This window comes from Methanoplanus endosymbiosus, assembly GCF_024662215.1.
Classification (GTDB): Archaea; Halobacteriota; Methanomicrobia; order Methanomicrobiales; family Methanomicrobiaceae; genus Methanoplanus; species Methanoplanus endosymbiosus.
The window spans coordinates 2339825-2357897 of sequence record NZ_CP096115.1 but is presented as its reverse complement, the minus strand read 5'-3'; the positions used below and the strand labels follow the sequence as shown (position 1 = coordinate 2357897).

General features: G+C 44.1%; 21 protein-coding genes and 1 tRNA gene. 3 read left to right on the top strand and 19 right to left on the bottom strand.

What is annotated here, in order from left to right:
- Positions 1 to 317 precede the first annotated feature (317 nt).
- The 13 genes from L6E24_RS10625 to L6E24_RS10565 form a co-directional block, all read right to left on the bottom strand.
- Entirely contained in the window at positions 318 to 554 is a 237-nt protein-coding gene (locus L6E24_RS10625) for a type II toxin-antitoxin system HicA family toxin (protein WP_257741953.1), read from the bottom strand.
- Entirely contained in the window at positions 547 to 795 is a 249-nt protein-coding gene (locus L6E24_RS10620; RefSeq protein ID WP_257741952.1) for a type II toxin-antitoxin system HicB family antitoxin, read from the bottom strand. Before L6E24_RS10620 ends, L6E24_RS10625 begins: the two co-directional genes overlap by 8 nt.
- A 205-nt stretch (positions 796 to 1000) precedes the next feature.
- Positions 1001 to 1085 (bottom strand) — tRNA-Leu (locus L6E24_RS10615).
- Between the two features lie 222 nt (positions 1086 to 1307).
- Positions 1308 to 2963, bottom strand: coding sequence for a DUF2070 family protein (locus L6E24_RS10610; RefSeq protein WP_308219154.1), 1656 nt, complete (start codon positions 2961 to 2963; stop codon positions 1308 to 1310).
- Positions 2964 to 3129: 166 nt separating this feature from the next.
- Entirely contained in the window at positions 3130 to 4017 is an 888-nt protein-coding gene (locus tag L6E24_RS10605; protein WP_257741951.1) for a carbohydrate kinase family protein, read from the bottom strand.
- Positions 4014 to 4358, bottom strand: a complete 345-nt coding sequence (locus tag L6E24_RS10600; RefSeq protein WP_257741950.1) for a DUF555 domain-containing protein — start codon at positions 4356 to 4358, stop codon at positions 4014 to 4016. Before L6E24_RS10600 ends, L6E24_RS10605 begins: the two co-directional genes overlap by 4 nt.
- A gap of 5 nt (positions 4359 to 4363) precedes the next feature.
- Complete coding sequence (locus L6E24_RS10595; protein ID WP_257741949.1) at positions 4364 to 4891, bottom strand: nitroreductase family protein; 528 nt, start codon at positions 4889 to 4891, stop codon at positions 4364 to 4366.
- On the bottom strand, positions 4878 to 5234 hold the full coding sequence (locus L6E24_RS10590; RefSeq protein ID WP_257741948.1) for a hypothetical protein: 357 nt from the start codon (positions 5232 to 5234) through the stop codon (positions 4878 to 4880). Before L6E24_RS10590 ends, L6E24_RS10595 begins: the two co-directional genes overlap by 14 nt.
- Positions 5235 to 5295: 61 nt before the next feature.
- Entirely contained in the window at positions 5296 to 5577 is a 282-nt protein-coding gene (locus L6E24_RS10585; RefSeq protein ID WP_004079224.1) for a DUF5350 domain-containing protein, read from the bottom strand.
- Between the two features lie 43 nt (positions 5578 to 5620).
- Complete coding sequence (locus L6E24_RS10580) at positions 5621 to 6226, bottom strand: 30S ribosomal protein S3ae (protein WP_257741947.1); 606 nt, start codon at positions 6224 to 6226, stop codon at positions 5621 to 5623.
- 16 nt (positions 6227 to 6242) lie between these two features.
- Positions 6243 to 6491: a KEOPS complex subunit Pcc1 gene (locus L6E24_RS10575; protein ID WP_257741946.1), complete on the bottom strand. Its 249-nt coding sequence runs from the start codon at positions 6489 to 6491 to the stop codon at positions 6243 to 6245.
- Positions 6488 to 7702 (bottom strand): single-stranded-DNA-specific exonuclease RecJ, encoded by a 1215-nt coding sequence (locus L6E24_RS10570; protein WP_257741945.1) that lies wholly within the window; start codon positions 7700 to 7702, stop codon positions 6488 to 6490. Before L6E24_RS10570 ends, L6E24_RS10575 begins: the two co-directional genes overlap by 4 nt.
- 7 nt (positions 7703 to 7709) lie before the next feature.
- Entirely contained in the window at positions 7710 to 8168 is a 459-nt protein-coding gene (locus L6E24_RS10565) for a 30S ribosomal protein S15 (protein ID WP_257741944.1), read from the bottom strand.
- Between the two features lie 492 nt (positions 8169 to 8660).
- Here L6E24_RS10565 and L6E24_RS10560 point away from each other — a divergent pair, with 492 nt between their 5' ends.
- The 3 genes from L6E24_RS10560 to L6E24_RS10550 are packed head-to-tail and all read left to right on the top strand — an operon-like array spanning position 8661 to position 10854.
- On the top strand, positions 8661 to 9344 hold the full coding sequence (locus tag L6E24_RS10560) for a DUF5612 domain-containing protein (protein ID WP_257741943.1): 684 nt from the start codon (positions 8661 to 8663) through the stop codon (positions 9342 to 9344).
- On the top strand, positions 9341 to 9922 hold the full coding sequence (locus L6E24_RS10555; protein WP_257741942.1) for an L-threonylcarbamoyladenylate synthase: 582 nt from the start codon (positions 9341 to 9343) through the stop codon (positions 9920 to 9922). Before L6E24_RS10560 ends, L6E24_RS10555 begins: the two co-directional genes overlap by 4 nt.
- 2 nt (positions 9923 to 9924) lie before the next feature.
- Entirely contained in the window at positions 9925 to 10854 is a 930-nt protein-coding gene (locus L6E24_RS10550) for a DNA polymerase subunit beta (protein WP_257741941.1), read from the top strand.
- Between the two features lie 91 nt (positions 10855 to 10945).
- Here the strand turns inward: L6E24_RS10550 and L6E24_RS10545 are convergent, their stop codons facing one another.
- The 6 genes from L6E24_RS10545 to argH form a co-directional block, all read right to left on the bottom strand.
- The gene (locus L6E24_RS10545; RefSeq protein WP_257741940.1) at positions 10946 to 12427 is read right to left on the bottom strand and encodes an RNA/DNA-binding domain-containing protein; all 1482 of its coding nucleotides are present in this window, start codon (positions 12425 to 12427) and stop codon (positions 10946 to 10948) included.
- 82 nt (positions 12428 to 12509) lie between these two features.
- Entirely contained in the window at positions 12510 to 12884 is a 375-nt protein-coding gene (locus L6E24_RS10540; RefSeq protein WP_257741939.1) for a DUF2283 domain-containing protein, read from the bottom strand.
- Positions 12877 to 13200 carry a hypothetical protein gene (locus tag L6E24_RS10535; RefSeq protein WP_257741938.1) on the bottom strand — a complete coding sequence of 108 codons (324 nt, stop codon included), beginning with the start codon at positions 13198 to 13200 and terminating at the stop codon, positions 12877 to 12879. Before L6E24_RS10535 ends, L6E24_RS10540 begins: the two co-directional genes overlap by 8 nt.
- A 220-nt stretch (positions 13201 to 13420) precedes the next feature.
- Positions 13421 to 15253, bottom strand: a complete 1833-nt coding sequence (gene gatE, locus L6E24_RS10530; RefSeq protein ID WP_257741937.1) for a Glu-tRNA(Gln) amidotransferase subunit GatE — start codon at positions 15251 to 15253, stop codon at positions 13421 to 13423.
- Positions 15243 to 16469, bottom strand: coding sequence for a Glu-tRNA(Gln) amidotransferase subunit GatD (gene gatD / locus L6E24_RS10525; protein ID WP_257741936.1), 1227 nt, complete (start codon positions 16467 to 16469; stop codon positions 15243 to 15245). The genes gatE and gatD overlap by 11 nt, the downstream gene beginning before the upstream one ends.
- On the bottom strand, positions 16469 to 17950 hold the full coding sequence (gene argH / locus L6E24_RS10520) for an argininosuccinate lyase (protein ID WP_257741935.1): 1482 nt from the start codon (positions 17948 to 17950) through the stop codon (positions 16469 to 16471). The genes gatD and argH overlap by 1 nt, the downstream gene beginning before the upstream one ends.
- Between the last annotated feature and the right edge of the window lie 123 nt (positions 17951 to 18073).

Here is an 18073-nt window from a genome sequence, read left to right as displayed (position 1 = left end):
TTAATTTAAAATACTCATTTTTACAGCACTAAATGATACACGACACATTCTCAGACTTCACAAAACGATCAGAATATTAATCCACAATTACCAATTCAGCATACCACCGGCAAACCCACATACAAAAATCAAAACCAGACCATACAAATTCATAACAGAACTTCCGAATTCGGTAAAAAGTAACCTCTAAAGACATGCACAGGAGACTTTCCTCAAAGCATCCAACAATGTCTGGAAAAAAACGAAAGCAAACACAAATGAAACATAAATTTAATTGGTACATCCGGCTGGATTTTAAAATAGATTCTGAAATCCTGTTATTTATTATTGAAAAGCTTACAGTATTCTTCAGTTGTCAGTCCTGCTTTATTAATTATCCTTTTAAGAAGTCCCGGACCCATTGTTTTTCCGGAATGAACAGGTATTGAAAGATGAACATTAAGGCCATCTTTTATGAGGATGTAACGACTGCCCTCAATATGATTTATCTTCCAGCCATCTTTTTTCAGTGCATGTATATGTTTTTCACCGGATGCGCGTGGCAGTTTAGGCATAACTGCTACCTGTATTTTCAGATATGTCAAGCGAGATATTTAATTTTTCATCAGATTCGATAAATTTAATATTATTTATTGCACTTTTCAGCCTTGATTTCAGGCAGCCAATGATAGCCTCATTCAAGTTCCTGATAGCTTCATCCTGAGTATCACCTTCAGTAATACAACCCGGTAAATCAGGGCATTCTGCAATATACCCTCCTTCTTCATCTATTTCAATAATTATATTAAATTTCATATCTACCTTATGTTTTGATTAATATGACATATAATTATTTATGGGGAAATAATTTTTAAAACTACATCAGAACCATTTACAAATAAACAAAATGATTCCTTATACCGGACCTAAGGAAAATAAAGATGGCATTAACATTATCCAAAAAGAGAAATTGATTAAATATTACAAAAAGAACAGCCGGATTCAGACCCGACTACAAAAATGCGAGGGATGGGATTCGAACCCATGGACTCCTGAGAGAACGGATCTTAAGTCCGTCGGTTTTGGCCAAGCTTACCTACCCTCGCCCATATAAAATGAAACTCCATCAAATTAACATTTATGCAATTGTACCCGAAAATCCGGATAAAACCCACAACATAACAAAAATTCCCAGGACTCACGCATAGAGAAAAGCCAGTATAAAATTCCGGCAAAAAACACACAAAACACAAACATATACTGACAAATACCAAAATAATCCGGAAAAAAGGCCAGTTCTTCAAAAAAATATTAGATGATAATAATTCTCACAGCAGAATCAGATACGCAATCACCGAAAAAACAAGCGCAACACCAAGTATTGCAACACCGAGGGGCGCGACATAGGTGAGCATTGCATTGACAGTACTTGCAAGCTGTGAAATCCTCTGTGAGCCAAATACCACAACACCCTCACACCACCCGGTAGAGGCCGCGGCAGTCGCAGGCGAGAGATCCTTAACCGCAGTCTTAACCGAATCAATAACATACGGAATAATATCCTCAGGAGGAACTCTAAGCCCGACAGGATTCTTTCCGCTCATTGTATTGACCACATGTGAATCACTCGTCATTAACTCACACTCATCAACATATCTTAAAACCTCAGCCCTGATCTTCTCCCTGACACCCTGATGAATATTATTACCGTCAAACAGCACATATGCAGTCCTCTGACCGGCAGTCTCAACAACAAGAGTCTGAATACCAAGATCACCAAAACCGTCCGCACGTGTAAAGGGCAGCTCCATCCGGCAGACACCTATTGAAAATTCATCCTGCCCGCAGTCATAACAACCCTCAAATGCGGAGAGTGCACCCCGGATATATTCATATGCAGTAAAGGAAGCAGGCAGCACTGACGTAACAACATCAACCATACAGTTGTGGGCATCAACAAAGGCGACATTCTTAAACCTCTTATGGCCCTCAGCCATAATGGCAAGGCCAATAGGATAGTCGAGATCCTCAGTCATCCCCGGCGACCTTGTACTGATAGCCAGAACACTGTCACCAAAGGTCTGAACAAGAGTCTTAACCGTACCGCACTCAAAGCGCATCGACTTTCCGGCATATTCAGAATATTCAACATCAAGCGCAGACTTCTTCACGGCATCGGCAATCTTTGAAACCTCATCCTCAGAGACAAGATTGAAATCATGCGTTGCACACCCGTGGGCAACAAACGCCTCTCCGGGAAGAGAATCATGCAGAATACGCGGAAGATTGCCACCGCCAATCTCACCCATAGGTCCGGGATGCAGATTAGGCACAGTAAAGATTACATCCTCCTTGTCTTCCCGCTTAAAGAAGAGCGAGACCTGAGGGACATATACCTCCTCGCCAATTTCCCGGAAAAATGTCTCAAGAGCCTTTGAACCGTCCGTATTGTGCGCAATAAACGCATTGATGAAATTCAGGGCACTTATATTGAAATTTTTCTTAAGCGGCCGCTCAATGAGCCACAGAAAGAGGAATACACATATCCCGAAGAGAATATGAGTCGTTACAGAAAGCAGTAAAAAATCAGGCCCGAAATAAAAATAACCCACAAAAGTCCCGAAAAAACTCTGGGTTACCGCTGCCGGAAACATCTTCTTGAGCCGGAAATCTGCTATTGCTACAAGAACAATCAGCCTGATGCCGAATATAAACCCAAGCGAGACCGCAAATAAAAGCGGAACTATCCCCTCAAATATCAGCAGAACCGGAAAGAAACTGATAATAATTGAGAATATAAAACAGGCAAGAACCAGCAGTGCAGACCTGTTCCAGGTAATCTTCTTCCCGAAATATTCAACAAGCGGCTTTGTAAAGACAAAAGACATTATTGCAGGCAGGGTAAAACCAAATGTCCCAAAAAACCTGAATTCACTGTTCCCAAAAAGACTGGCAACATCTGTCAGAATTCCGAGGATTATAATAATTGTAAGAGAACGCGGCCATGACGGCGCAATAAACAGATATCTGCTCAGACCCTCTATTTTTGTATCACCTGAAGCAGACAGATCAAATCACTCTCCCTGATTATATAATATAGTATTAAATTCTGATTAATAAAGGCCATAATTCCGGATAAATGCTCCGGAATTATATAACAGCCTCAAGTTTTCCAAAATGCTTCTCAAAGCGCAGTTTCATTCTCTCCCAGTCAGGGAGATTTGTCTGCGGGCCAACCGACTCCACATTAAATGAAGCGGCAACAGTACCAATCTTACAGCAGGTTACAGGATCATAACCAATCTGATGTGCTGTCAGAAAACCTGCCCTGTAGGCATCACCGGCACCGGTAGGATCGGCAAGAGTCACAGGAACGGATGGAATCCTCGTCTTACTGCCCTTCATGTGAATAACACTGCCATCACCAGACATGGTGACAACCGAAACAGGAACAGATTTTATAATATCAGCCTCTGAGATCCCGATCTTCTCAGCCATTCCCTTCATCTCATGCTGATTGGCAAAGAGAATATCAATATTGTCAAGAATGACGGAGAGCTGCTCACCGGAATAATTGATTAAATCCTGTCCGGGATCGAAAGATGCAAACTCAGAATTTTCAGATACTTTCACATTGAACGACGGATCTGCGGTTGCCATATGGACAAAATCAAACTTTGGCGAATCTGCAGTTGTGAACAGCTCAGAAGCACCCCACTCAAAGAATGTGATCTGATCGCCGCCCTCATCATTATACAGATAGCACGATGCAGTCCGCTTGTCATCCGAACATAGTAAATTTTTCCGGATGCCAAGCCCATCCATCCACTGGTCATATTCACTGCCGGAAAAATCAAAACCAACGGCAGAGAAGAGTTCACACTCTCCCCCAAGTTTTGCAATTCCTGCTGCGATATTTGCAGCGCCGCCGCCATAATATATTTTATGATCCAGTATAGGCACTGAACTGTGCCTGTCTGGAAATTCCGGCACCTTAAAGATATGATCTGTTGCAGTGTGGCCCACGACCGAAATCATGCCTTGATTTCCTCTACTTCTGCAATCTTTAGCGGAATATCACGGAGTGCCCGTCCGATTACAGATTTTGCAATTCTTCCGGCATGCTCCTCACTCTCAGCCTTAAATACCTTCATCTCAAGTATAAGGCCGACAAGAGCAATATTTCCAACAATAAGAGCGTTATTAAGCTCCTGCTCACAGAAAGGACATGTCAGCTGTCCAATCTCAATTTCAACAAACTTTGCCGAAGGATTGAGGCGTTTTCCTGCCTCACTTATTGCAATACCAATTGCATCGTCGAGTGACCCGACATCCTTGATAACCCATCCGGATTCAACAGTTACAAGATAATCAGCCATAATATCTACCAGACATCTTCATGAATATGTTCATTTAAAGGCATTCTTCCCGGTCTTTCACCGGTTATAACACCTCTTCCGAGTGCCAGTATGGCAACCGGGCGTGCATGCTGTGGCAGAGCCAAAATCTCCGGCACAGCCTCATCGTCAAACGCACCTGTCCAGCAGGTCTGAAGACCCATTGAATGTGCGGCAAGCATCATATATGTACATGCAATAGAGGCATCCTCAATTGCATAAAGAATTCCCCTCTCACCGTACTGTGACATGGAACGCACATAATTTGCACAGACCACAAGCAGTACAGGCGCTGAGATGAGGTGCTGCTGCTGGAAAGACGCATCCGAAAGATCCTCTTTTATCCCTGGGTCAGTGATGATTATTACGTCCCAGGACTCACGGTTGCCCGCACTTGGTGCTTCAGAAGCACACCTGATTATACCTGAGATCTCATCATCTGAGACCTCTTTATCTGAATAATCCCTCACAGAAGATCTTGTGGAGACAAAATTCAGAAAATCAAATGAGCTCATTTTCACTCAGTACAGCCCATGCCGACTGTGCAGGCGTGGTGCATTTTGTAATAGCCATTGAGATGGTTATTACTGCATCATCAAAATCTTCAATCTCAATCTGCTTCTTTGCCTTATCAATAAGGTCTGCTGCTTCACCGAATTCTTTAAATCCGGTCTTCTGCCCGGCAAGATTAAGCTGGGTCCAGTATGAATCAAGCAGAATAAACAGAACTTTCTTTGCACCGCTCTTCTCCGCACCCTTAAGTCCGGATATAACAGGTACAGTCTGTGATGCAGTTATCAGATTAACTTTGCTGTTTTCACCAAAAAGATAAGCCTGAACTGCTTCATTTGAATTCATTATAATAACCTCCCCTGAAATACAGGTTTAAGAAAAAATTTCAAAATAATATTTGGGAGTATTATTTTGAACCCTTTGTGCCTTTGACTGATGCCGGAGAGCGCTTGATACGCCTTCTGAATCTTGGATCAATCTGTTTGCCACGGCCTCTTGCAGGTCTTCCTCCTCTTCTTCCGCGTCCTGCATCCTGACTCTTGCTGATAGCTTTCTTCAGTTTTGCACCGGACTTAAAACGCTGGTTTGGGCCTGGTTTTTTATAGCCTGCTTCTTTCTGCGGGACAAGCCTAAGCTGTCCGGAAACACTTTTAATCTGAGTCCAGGTTGTGGTTCCTGTTTTTCCCATCTTTTTCAGCTCCTTTCAATATATCTAAAATTTGTTGATTAAATTACTGTGCATAAACCGAGGACGCTTCAATGCCCTTGGATTTAATGACCTCAACACGGCGGACAGGATGGATCTTCTTTACAAGCTTGAATACCTCACGGGAGAGTTCTCCAAGAACCATTTCCCTGACAAACTGCTCATATGAAAGTTCTGCTGCTCTTGCCTTTACAGAATCCGTTATTGTCTGCCTGATTGCATGTGCCTGGCTTGAATCTGCCCTGTTAATTGTAAAGCAGGTGGTTGTAACCCTGATCTTTCTGCCATCCTTTGTTGTGAGAAGAACAATCGAGTCTATCCTTGATGTTCTGCGCTTCACCATTGCACGGAGATAGTCCTTTGTAACCTCATGACCGACAAAGTCAGTGTATGCAGAATCGCCTGCTACATTGTTGACCTTAAATCTCATCTTGATGTTCTGCTTGGAATAATCCTGGGTTATCTCACCAAGTGTTGTCTGCATTACTCTTCCGTAAACCTTTTCAGGTTCATTGGAGATGGTCTCGCCAAGGTATGCTTTATTGAAATTTTCAGGTGCATATACCTTGTACCAGCTTTTCGTCTTCCATCCCTCTACTCTTCTTCCAACTGACTTTCTTCTTGCTGCCATTTATTCACCTTTTTAATTATTTTCTGCTGCTCTCCTGCACAGAAAAGATACATCTGCATATATCCTCTGCAACAGAGAGATTCATCAGATAATCATCCACCGATGCTACCACAGATCTGAGCTTATTTCCCTCTATCGTACTCTTAACATAAACTCCGTCGGGAACTGTTCTCATTGAAAGCAGATTGTCTGCTGACAGTGCTTCTGCAACAGATTCCGGCGATTTATGACGGGTTCTTATCTCTCCGGAGATCAAAAGGCTCATGCAGACATCCCCTCTATTCCTTTCCTGAATGCCGGATAACCGGACTCCGGGAATGCTGCACCGCCTCTTGACACATGGCCGCCGCCAGTACCTCCGCATTCAGATGCAAGTTTTTCAAGAAACTCACCTATATTCAGCCCATAACAGGGAGGAGATCTGGCAGAAACAGAATATCCGCCATCATCCTTCTTTGCAACCGTAAATACAGGTGAATCTGCTATGAGATCTTTTGAGAGAATATCTGCCACACTGCCTGAGACCTTTGGGCTGTCAATCTCAAAGAGCGCAAGATTTTCATCCGGTTTCTTCGCGCTTTTAAGGGAAGAGATTACATTAAGCCTGAATGAGACGGCAGTCTCCTCTGCCATCTCTGTGCAGCTGACTGAACGCAGACATAAAGCGGCACCAAGACCGCCCCTTCCAGAAAGCCCGCACCCTTCCACAGTTGCGGCAAGGGTGTGTGCATCGTGAATAACGCCACGTTCAATCTCATATATATCTCCCCAGACTGACTGCATTGCATGCAGACTTGACGTGCCGGCAATCTCAAGTATGACCGAAGAGAGCATACTGTCAGGGCTGTCCCCCGCATCAGATCCGGGCTTTGAGATCTCAAGTGCCTTAGCCTTATCACCGCTGATTCCGGAGAGATAAGGATCGATTGCTGTATAGAGCTTCTCAGCCGGATCTTTTCCGGGAAGTGCAATGCCCCTTTTTGGAGTGATAAACTGGTTTGCAATCCCTTCGTTTATGATCTCTTCATTCTTTCCGGTGACAGTCTGACTGTCGCCGATTATGCCGAGCAGGGCAAGTCCGCAGAGATCCCGGTTGTCACCCATCCGGTTTGCAACAATAAATGCCGCACCTGACGATGAGAGTTCGTTATCTCCGTCTATTCCATGCAGTCTCGGATTTACGTGGTATTCTCCGGAGAAATGTGGAAGATGGTGATCAACAACCATTACGTCCTCTGCAAGATCTTCTGATGATGAACCGAAATCACACAATATTGTGGGGACTTCATCACTGACATCTCCGGCATTGATGCCGGATTTGATTGTCAGGTGATATTTTTTCCCAAGGCGTGAGAGGGCATGGCATATGATTGAAGCGGAGGCTATCCCGTCCGCGTCATGATGACCATATACCCTGACAAAATCCGCTTTGGATAAATTATCAGCCAGAACTTCTGCAGCGGCTTCGATGGACATTATCAGATTATCTTGATAGCAGGAATTCCGCAGTATCAGGTTTGTATGCCCATCCCTTTGGCATTTTGCCTGTTCTTACGTAGTACTTCCCAAGCCTGCGCACCTTTGCTTCGGTGAGCTGGAGCTGGCGCTTGTTGTGTACATCCTTCTTATTCTCAGAAAGGTGTTTTCTCATACCAAGTGCCTTTACAATGAGGTTTCTGAGATCTTCAGGGATATCAGATTCAAGACCGTTGTCTGCGAGAATCTGGTCAACTCTCCTGCCGGTTGCGAGCTTAACACTCGGAACACCGTGCTTGTCTCTCAGGACAAGTCCGATTGCGGCACTTGAAAGTCCATCCTTTCTTAGTTCTACTACTGTCTTTATGATCTCTGCTGCGTCCTTGTTGGACCATTCCGGTGCTTCTGTGCGGAGTGGACGGACTGAGCCGGATTTACCGCGCCTGCGGGCGTGCATTCGTGCCATTTTTCACCACCTTTATTTTAAAAGATACTTTAACGAGCATCTGCATCTGTTACGCATGATTAATTACGCATTTAACAGAGTTACTCAGGGAATATTATTGACTAATATCCCGCTTTTCCGGTTTTGAAGTATCAAATATTATCCGGATACAACTGTAAGTCCACAAAAAGAGCCATATACTGACCTTTTTGTAATCCCTAGCCTTACGGCAGTGCCTGTTATTACAGAACACGTCGGACTTACAAAAGCCAGCACTATCAAAGATAAGTGCTTCATAAAACTAGGATGGATGAGATATTAATAATATCGCAGGAATTAATTGCACCATGACAACCGGAGGTAACATCTGTGTACTGTCTCCCGGCTGTGTCAGGATCTGAGAGGAGGAGAAAAGGGTGAGTCAATACAATAAAACCTATATCCGTTATGAGTCAATTGATCAGAAGGTTATTGAAGATAATATAATCCATAATTTCCGGAAATTTTAAAAAAATGACAGAATCAGGCGATATTTCGGTCCGGGCTGTAAGCATAATCTGTGAGCACCGGCAGGGTGTTCTGCGTGACATCTCTGAAGTTATGGCAGAGAATGGTGCAAATATTGAGATGGTGCAGTCATCAGTACTTCCATTCGGGCCAGACAAGGGCAAATCACTCCTATATTTTGAATTTGGGGAGATTGAAGAGTATGAACACCTTAAAGAAAGCCTGATCAGGCTGGATCCGGTTTATGATATTAAAACCTACAGGCCGCTGTCACAGATCTTTGGTAAGAGGATTATAATATTCGGGGGAGGCGCACAGGTTGCACAGGTTGCCCTTGGTGCGGTCAATGAAGCAGACAGGCACAATATCCGCGGGGAAAGAATATCAGTGGATACATTTCCGGTTGTCGGGGAGAAGAACCTGACTGCTGCCATTGATGCAATCTCGCGCCTCCCAAGAGTTGCAGTACTGGTCCTTGCAGGGTCACTGATGGGCGGCACAATCGTATCTGTTGTTGAGAGGGTCAAGCAATACGGAATTCCGGTTATCTCCCTCTCAATGGCAGGAAGCCTGCCCGATCACGCAGACCTTGTTGTGACAGATCCTATACAGGCAGGAGTTTTTGCGGTTATGCATGCAAGTGAGCTGGCAGTATTTGATATATACAGAGTAAGGGGGCGGCATTTTTGAGTATTAAAACAGAAGAAGCAATAGAGATTTTAAAAAAAGACGGTCTGGTTGTATATCCGACTGAGACCGTCTATGGTCTTGGCGGAGATGCATTCTCCGATCATGCGGTTGAGAAGGTGTACCATGCAAAGCACAGGTCAATATCAAAGCCGATATCAATTGCTGTATGTGATATGGAGATGCTCCATGCAGTTACAATTCTTGAGGAGAAGGAAGAGAATTTCATCAGGGAGTTCATGCCAGGACCTGTAACTGTTGTTGTACGGGCATCAAAATGCGTGCCGGATATTCTGACCGGAGGAACAGGTCTTATAGGCATAAGAATGCCGGCGCATGAGACTGCCCTTGAGCTGATCAGCGGATTTGACTGTCCGATAACATCAACGAGCGCCAATATTTCAGGAAAGGTATCTCCGGTTGAGTTCTCACAGGTGAATGTAGTTCACGATATATTTATTGACGGCGGTACACTTCCCGGCACTCCAAGCACGGTTGTAGATCTAAAATCAGGCAATGTAATAAGGGCCGGCAGCGACATTGAGAAAATAGGCAAATATCTGGCAGAATATGGAATTTAAAGATGAAATCTATTAGACTGAGAGATTTTTTTGAGGATAAGGACGGATGCCTCTATGCAGTCTCGGCATACGACAATGAGAAAAAGGCAGGCGGAGTTTTGAGATATGTCCCTGATGAAGAGGGCGAGAGAACATCTGCGAAAGGGGTAAAATACAAAAAATATGATTTTGAGCCTGCTTTTGAATATATAAGAAAATACAAGCCGGAATATCTGGATGTAGTTCACAGGGTTCCTCTTAGTGACATTAAAAAAGTCATTAAACCGGAGGTTGAGATAGAAAATATTGCAGGGAGAGACCCAAGAGTAAAAAAACTGCTGAAGATTTTTGATGTCCCAAAAGGTAAGGCCGGATGCACAGGATCTCTTCTTCTCGGACTTGAGAATGATGCGTCAGATATTGATATGGTAGTATATGGCAAATACTGGTTTTTGGCCCAGAAAAACCTTATAGCTGCCATTGAAAAGGGAAAAGCCTCACCGCTTTCTGAGGAACTCTGGAAGAAGGTTTACAATAAGCGTATTCCTGAGATAGATTATGAGACTTTTATTCTCCATGAGAAGAGGAAGTGGAACCGCGGCGAGATTGACGGGACTTATTTTGATCTTCTCTATACCCGCGACTATGAGGACTTAAACAGAATAACAGTCAGCAAGGGCAGAGTTACCGGAAAGATGGAGATTGAGGCCACAGTTACCGATGCCTCATTCTCATTTGACAGCCCTGCTATATACTCTGTTGATCATGAGGAGATCTCAAAGGTGCTCTCATTCACACACACCTACAGCGGGCAGGCGCTTGAAGGTGAGTTAATAAAGGCCTGCGGATATGTTGAAGAGCATGGTGAGGAGAAGTGGTTAATTATTGGTTCAACAAGAGAAGCCAGGGGCGAATATATCATCTCAAAGACACTCGTTGAAAACAGGGAGTGAAGATGAGAAAGAACCAACGGTTTAAAAGGTCACAGCAAACGACCTGAAAAACCGACATTTTATCCATTAAACCATAATATGACCAATTAAATCACCGATCACTATTATCTGAGATTAATTCCCATTGACCGCTTCTTGTCGAACCAATGCGTTTCAGACGACCCTGTTTTTTAAGCTTTTCAATCTGTTTCAGCACTGCACGTTTGGATATTCCAAGAACTTCACCCAACTGGGCCGAAGTGATAAAGGAGTTATTCAGTATTAGTTCAATAATCTGATCTTCTGTTTTTGGTGAACTTTTTGGTGAACTTTTTGGTGAACTTTTTGGTGAACTTTTTGGTGAACTTTTTGGTGAACTTTTTGGTGAACTTTTTGGTGAACTTTTTGGTGAACTTTTCAGTTCATCAGCCCCACCGGCAACCTTCCGGTGAACCGTAACGGTGAACTTACACCCTTCACGATCGTCCTCAAAGTCAATATCCGGCCACTGCTCCAGTGCACGTTTTATTCCCGAACCAAGCCCATGATATGGCAACAGACCCTTTGCAACATAGGAGACAAGAATCGGGTTTCTTATATTTGAATTACCAGTCCTGATCTTCTCCACTGTCAGATTATTTGGAAGATGTCCCGGACTTACAATCTCTATCCGGTTATCAAAAACAAAAATACGGATCGGAGCACTTACAAAATAATCACGATGAACAAGTGCATTTACAAGAAGTTCCTCAAAGACACTTTCCGGAACCTCAGGGAGTCCCGGCGAATTAATACCACGTCCGGCCTGAATCTTATGCAGATTACGCATAATAAATGCAAGAGAACTCTCAAAAACCTTCTGAAAAGGACCTTCATAAATTTCCGTATCCAGATATTCACTGATGTGAATATCATTTCCCGGATAGCAGATTGCCTTAACAATAAACTGTGGTTTTATCCATTCAGGCCTTTCGGCAAACATCAGCACACCTGCAAGATTCAGCATCCCATTGTCTGCTGCAAGATTCATGTTCTGCAAAAGTCTGATAAGTTCTTCAGAAGACGATGGCACATCCTGCTTATATGCACTCTTTAAAAAATCACGAAAGCGAATGTTATCAAGTTTATTGATACCCGCTTTAGTTGGAACTTCATCTGCATGGAACTGATCAGTCACCTGAAAAAGCCGCCGCAATTCCTCCTTAGAATTGATCCTTCGTTTGTCTGAACCGGTTTTCAGCCAGATCACACCATTTTTATCAAAATATGGTTTGTCTATACCTTTAGGAACATTCAGAACTATTACAATCCTGCCATTATCAAGGGCAACATTTTCCGTATGTACGGCAAGAGGACTTTTTACCTGCTGGCTGGCAGCATTGCTGATAAGCTGATTAATCCGGGAAACATCCTTCTTTGTAAGGCCCGGAGCAGTCCCGTCATCAGCAACCCCAATATATATTGTGCCACCCTTTGAATTAGCAAAAGCCGCCATTTCTGCCGCTATAGACTCACCATTATTGATATTTACCTTGAACTGGTGAGTGCTGTCCTCACCGGTAGCGATCTCAAGAGTTAAATCGGACTGTTTCATATGATTATTCCTTGCTAATATTCAAAATCCCAGGACATTGGCACTGGCAGGTTGCAACCATAAGACTATCAAAAACAAAAATTCAGCACGACATGGCCATTGTTCCGGATGGGATATTAGACTCATTAAGTCCTGTTACAGAGATTACTTTAGGGACATGCCGGTTTCTTCTTTCAAGAGTAAGATTGACGCTGAGTTCAACCACATTTTCAGATATTTTGAGATGAATCTTAATCTCTTCGGGTTTCCTTAATTCAAATTTAGAAACACCAAATTTTTCAGAGGCACCAAGTATTTCAACACCTTTTATCTGATATTTGTCATCAAAATCAACAATTATATTATCCAGATTTAATGACTGTTTATACCCCATTCCTTTTGTATACAAAAACAGACTGTCATTCCCATAATCATAATCAATTGAATCTGCCTTCTGCTGAACTGGATTATTATTCATCTTTTCTCACTCTTTTTCCGGTACTCTGCCTGTAACATGTGATTAAATTAATTATTATTTCTGAGTTTATCCATTTAACTGAAATAATCAGTACTAAATCATATTCTTCGTTAAGATTGTATATAACTTTAAACTTTTGAAGATCCTGCTGAGATATTTCAACAGGAACAGCAATATTCAGCAGATTGCAAAAATCATCAATTTCAGGCATCAAACTATCTTTTCGCTCTTCATACCTGATTTTAAAATGCCTTGAAACATAGAGATTTCCTTTCTTTAAACTGCTGATATATTGCAATAATTCCAATATATTCATTAAATATCCTCACATTGGATATTCTTATTTAAGGAAGAGAAGAACAAGCACATAAGATTACCATATAATGAATTTATTATGTCACTGAATTACCGTAATATTTCCGGCAGATCAAAAAACCAGCAGCAAAGCTATACTGATTCAAATACTACATCTCAGATAAATATCAGAAAATAAGTAGGTTGAATTTGAGAATATCATATCAGAAAATATATTTAATTCAGAGAACACTCTGAATTTCTCTCTTAAGGATCTCGCTGATGACCTTACCGTCAGCACGCCCGCGGGCCTCCTTCATGACAACACCCATAAGAGGACCTAAAGATCTCATGCCCTGCTCTTTGATGAAATCCTTCCTCTCACCGATAATCGTTTGGATAATTCCGGTCAGTTCCTCTTCAGAAATTCCGGGGGCGACACTCTCAACAGCATCTGCCGGAGACATACCCTTTGAAATGGCACGAATCAGATCAGGAATCGCCTCCTTTGCAGCCTTTCCGCCCTCAACAAGTTTCAGAAGCTCAAGCAGGGAATCATCAGATAGTGAATAGGTATCGACACCGTCACGGTACAGCTCCCTTAAGGTTGCCAGAAGCGTTCTTGACGCAAGATTTGCCTTAATACCCTCACGAATCATCCTCTCAAAGAGGGGCATACGCGGAGAATAGGCCATCTGTTTCGCAACCGCTGCATCAAGATTCAGTTCATTCTTAAACCTCTCTTCTTTAGCAGTTAAAAGCTCAGGAATCTCAAGTGAATCCCAGTACTCACCGGTAATCTCAACCGGAAATACATCAGTCTCCGGATACATCCTTGCAGCCCCGGGTAGCGGCCTCATATAAGCAGTGCTGCCCTCCTCAAGCATCTTTCTCGTCTCTTCAGGGACACCCTCAAATGCCATCTTTGAGCGCTTGATTATCTGTGAGATTGCACACTCAGCCCTCTTCTTCTTATCTGCAACTATGATGACGCAGTCATCATCAGCCGCACCTACAAAACTCCTGAGAGCAGCAACCTCCTCCTCAGTCACACCATATGCCGGAAGTTCATCCGTATGGAACAGCCCGCCGACACCGCACTTCTTCGCATAGTCGGATATCTCACTGCCAAGTCTTCTTCCGGGCTGGACCTCCCTTCCGACAAGGCCTGCAAAACCTCTGAGATTAACCGCAAGAATAGTCTTAGCCTTCTTTAAAATGCTGGAACCGGTCTCTGAAAAGACAGATGTGACATCGGTATAATCCTCAGGAACAGAGGCACCACGGCGGATAAGCTCAGCGCGAATCTCAAGGAGATTCACCTGCCTTAATACCTCACGTTTCACAACCTCCTCAATGAGGCTTAAATCCTGCACACCCTTGATCTCAACACGGGCACCCTCACGAATGGAGATATTGACATCCTGCCTGATGGTTCCAAGCCCTCTCTTAACCCGGCCTGTAGATCTCAGGATCATTCCGATATATGCCGCAACCTCCTTTACTTCCTCAGGAGTCTTCATATCAGGGCCGGTTGTGATCTCAGCAAGGGGAATGCCAAGCCTGTCAAGTGAGAATATATCCCCCTCAACCCTCTGTGCCGCCTCCTCCTCCAGACATATGGATTCAATAACAGCACCGGCCGGAATTTTACCATTCAGTGCAACAAGGGCAGTCCTCTGAAAACCGGAAGTGTTTGAGCCGTCAATGACAAGCTTTCTCATCACATGAATCTGCTCAACAGCAGTCATGCCAAGCATCTTTGCAAGAGTCATCGATAATTCAATGGCCTCCGGATTCATCGGTGCCGGAGGTTCCTCATCGTTCTCTACAAGACAGGTCGTGTCATAGGCGTAGTAGGTATAGGCACGGTTCTCCTTCTTCATCTCCTCCTCTGCCGCCCGGTCAATCTTTCCCATCTCACTCTCGGTTGCCCGGAGATATCTGAAAAATTCACCATTTCTCTCTTCGGCATCGCGAAGCAGAGTAGGGCAGTGACAGAAGAGCTTCTCTTTGGTATTGAGCTGCTGATGGATCTCAATTCCGGCTTTAAGACCGAGTTTCTTATAATCCATGAGGCGTGCACCCCCCAAGTTCACCGCGTAAATCAGAGAGCATAAGCTCCCTCACCTTCTCCTTATCATCTTCCATACCAAGCACCCACATCAGTTTAACCATGGCAACCTCAGGCAGCATATCCACGCCTTCAATTACACCTGCCTCAATGAGATCCCTGCCGGTATCATAGACACGGTCACAGACCCTGCCGTTCAGACACTGCGAAGTCATCACAACCGTTGTTCCGGATGAGACCAGTTCCCTTAAAGGCTCAATACAGGCTGAAGAGGTATGACCTAGACCACTTCCGGCAACGACAAGACCGGCGTAACCGTCATAGCTGCGAATGAGGTCAGGATTCATGCCCGGATAAAACTGCACAAGCCCCACCTTCTCCTCAAGATCAGCATGAAGTTCAGGCTCAAAACTGCCACGCCTTCCGGCATGCTTATTCAGGCTGACCTTCAGAGACGGATAATCAACCTTACCGAGAATATCCATATCAAGAGTCCGGAAAGCATCACGCCTTGAGGTGTGCATCTTTCTGACCCTTGTTCCCCTGTGAATGGCACAATAATCATCGCTTGATGTCCCGTGCATCACAACCGAAACTTCACCTAAGTCAGATACTGCCGCAGCAGCACTGCACAGACCGTTCATCAGATTATCGCTTGACGGACGGTCAGCAGACCTCTGTGAACCGACAAAGACAACCGGAACGGGAGTTTTGAGCATGAAACTTACAGCCGCAGCCGAATATGACATCGTATCTGTCCCATGCGTGACAATTACACCCTCAACACCAGACTCAATCTCACTGTAAATGGTTGAGGCAAGCTCTCTCCAGATGGAAGCAGTCATATTCTCAGAAAGAATAGTTGCCGGCACATGAGAGGTGAAATTACCAATCGAAGCCAGACCCGGAATTGCCCTCATAATATCCTCAGCCTCAAACTGGCTTGTTACAGCCCCTGTCCTGTAATCAATCTTGGAGGCAATCGTTCCTCCGGTTGAGACAATCGCGAGATCAGGAAGACCTTCCTCCTGAGTAAATCCGCCTTTAACAACCTCTCTCTTCTCAGCATCACCGGTCTTTGTCACTGCATCAAAGGATACACCAATGTTGTACCCGTTTCCCAGCTTAATTACCGCTTTACCATCTCTCTTTGTAATATAGGTGCCCTCAAGCATGCTTCCGGCATAACTGCACGACACCCGGTCTCCTGAATCCATTATTCCTGTACCATCTCTCTTGCTTTCTCAATCATATGCTTCTCTGACGAGTGAAGGTACATCTTAAGGCCTCTGATCCATTCAAGATCATCCGCATATGCAGCCTCACTTCTCATTATATTAGCCATTACAGCCTGTGGCGACGGCCCGCCGGTTGCTTTTCTGACATTGACCGAAGTACTTACCTCAAGACCGTCAGCAACCGCCTCCTCAGTCAGACCAAGATCCACAAGGGATATGCCGGCCATCTCTTTTGCAGACATCTCAAGTGTTTTCAGATCAAGTTTCCCAATCCTCACAGCACGGCCTACAATATTATGCGCAGTCCTGAAGGCAAGGCCATACTCCCTTACAAGGATATCAGCAAGTTCGGTTGCAGTCGTATTTCCCTTCACTGCCTCTTCCGCCATTCTCCTCCGGTTGATATGAGCAGTCCTTATCATCCCGTTGAGGATCTTAATTGATACTTTTGTATCCACTATTGCTTTCCATAGATGAGGCCATAACTCCTGCATGTCGCGGTTATAGCTCATAGGGAGGTTCTTTATTATTGAAAATGCCGCCATCTGGCATCCGGAGACAGAACCTGCCTTTGCCCTCATAATCTCGGCACAGTCTGGGTTCTTCTTCTGAGGCATTATAGAACTTGTAGAGCAGTATTCATCAGCAAGGATTACAAAACTGACAAATGAAGAACTCCAGAAGATAATCTCCTCACATAGACGGCTTATATTATTCATAAGGATAGCGCAGTCCGAGATCACCTCAAGTGCAAAATCACGGCCGGCAACACAGTCCATTGTGTTCTCCAGAACACCGCCAAAGCCAAGCAGATCAGATGTGTATTCCCTGTCAATCGGATATCCGGTGGAGGCAAAGGCCGCAGCACCGAGCGGGCACTGATCCACCCTTAAATAAGCATCGCCAAGCCTCTCAAAATCCCTCTTAAATGCCTGCTCATAGTTCATCAGATAATGAGCCACCGTTGTCGGCTGAGCATGCTGAAGATGGGTAAATCCAGGCATATAAATATCAGTATTATCCTTTGCAAAACCGCAGAAGATACTTCTGAGGATAGCAACATCCGACATCAGATCCAGGATCTCCTCTCTGAGCCTGATTCTGACACAGGTCGCCACCTCATCATTTCTTGAACGTCCCATATGAAGCCTGCCACCGGAATCAATTCCGATCTTATCTATGATATATGCCTCAATTCCGGCATGGACATCTTCAAATTTTTCATCATATACTGAATCAGGAAGACCATTATCATGCAGTTTTAGCAGAACATTCATTATTTTTTTTGCAGATTCCTGATCTATTATTTCCTGCCTGGAAAGCATCAGCAGATGAGCAATATCAACAGATACGTCCGCCTTCCCGATGAAGCGGTCAGCTTCCATCGAGGATAAATAGTCCCAGACTTCAGACGGGCGTGAGTCTCCAAGTCGCCCGCCCCTGAGTGGATCTTTTGTCATATGCAAAAACAACTCCTCTTATTATAGGTGTCAGAATAAATGATTAAATCCACGCATAAGCACCGGAAAGATACCCGTTAAGAATAACCAGATAAAAATAACCCAGAAAGCCAAAAAAATAGA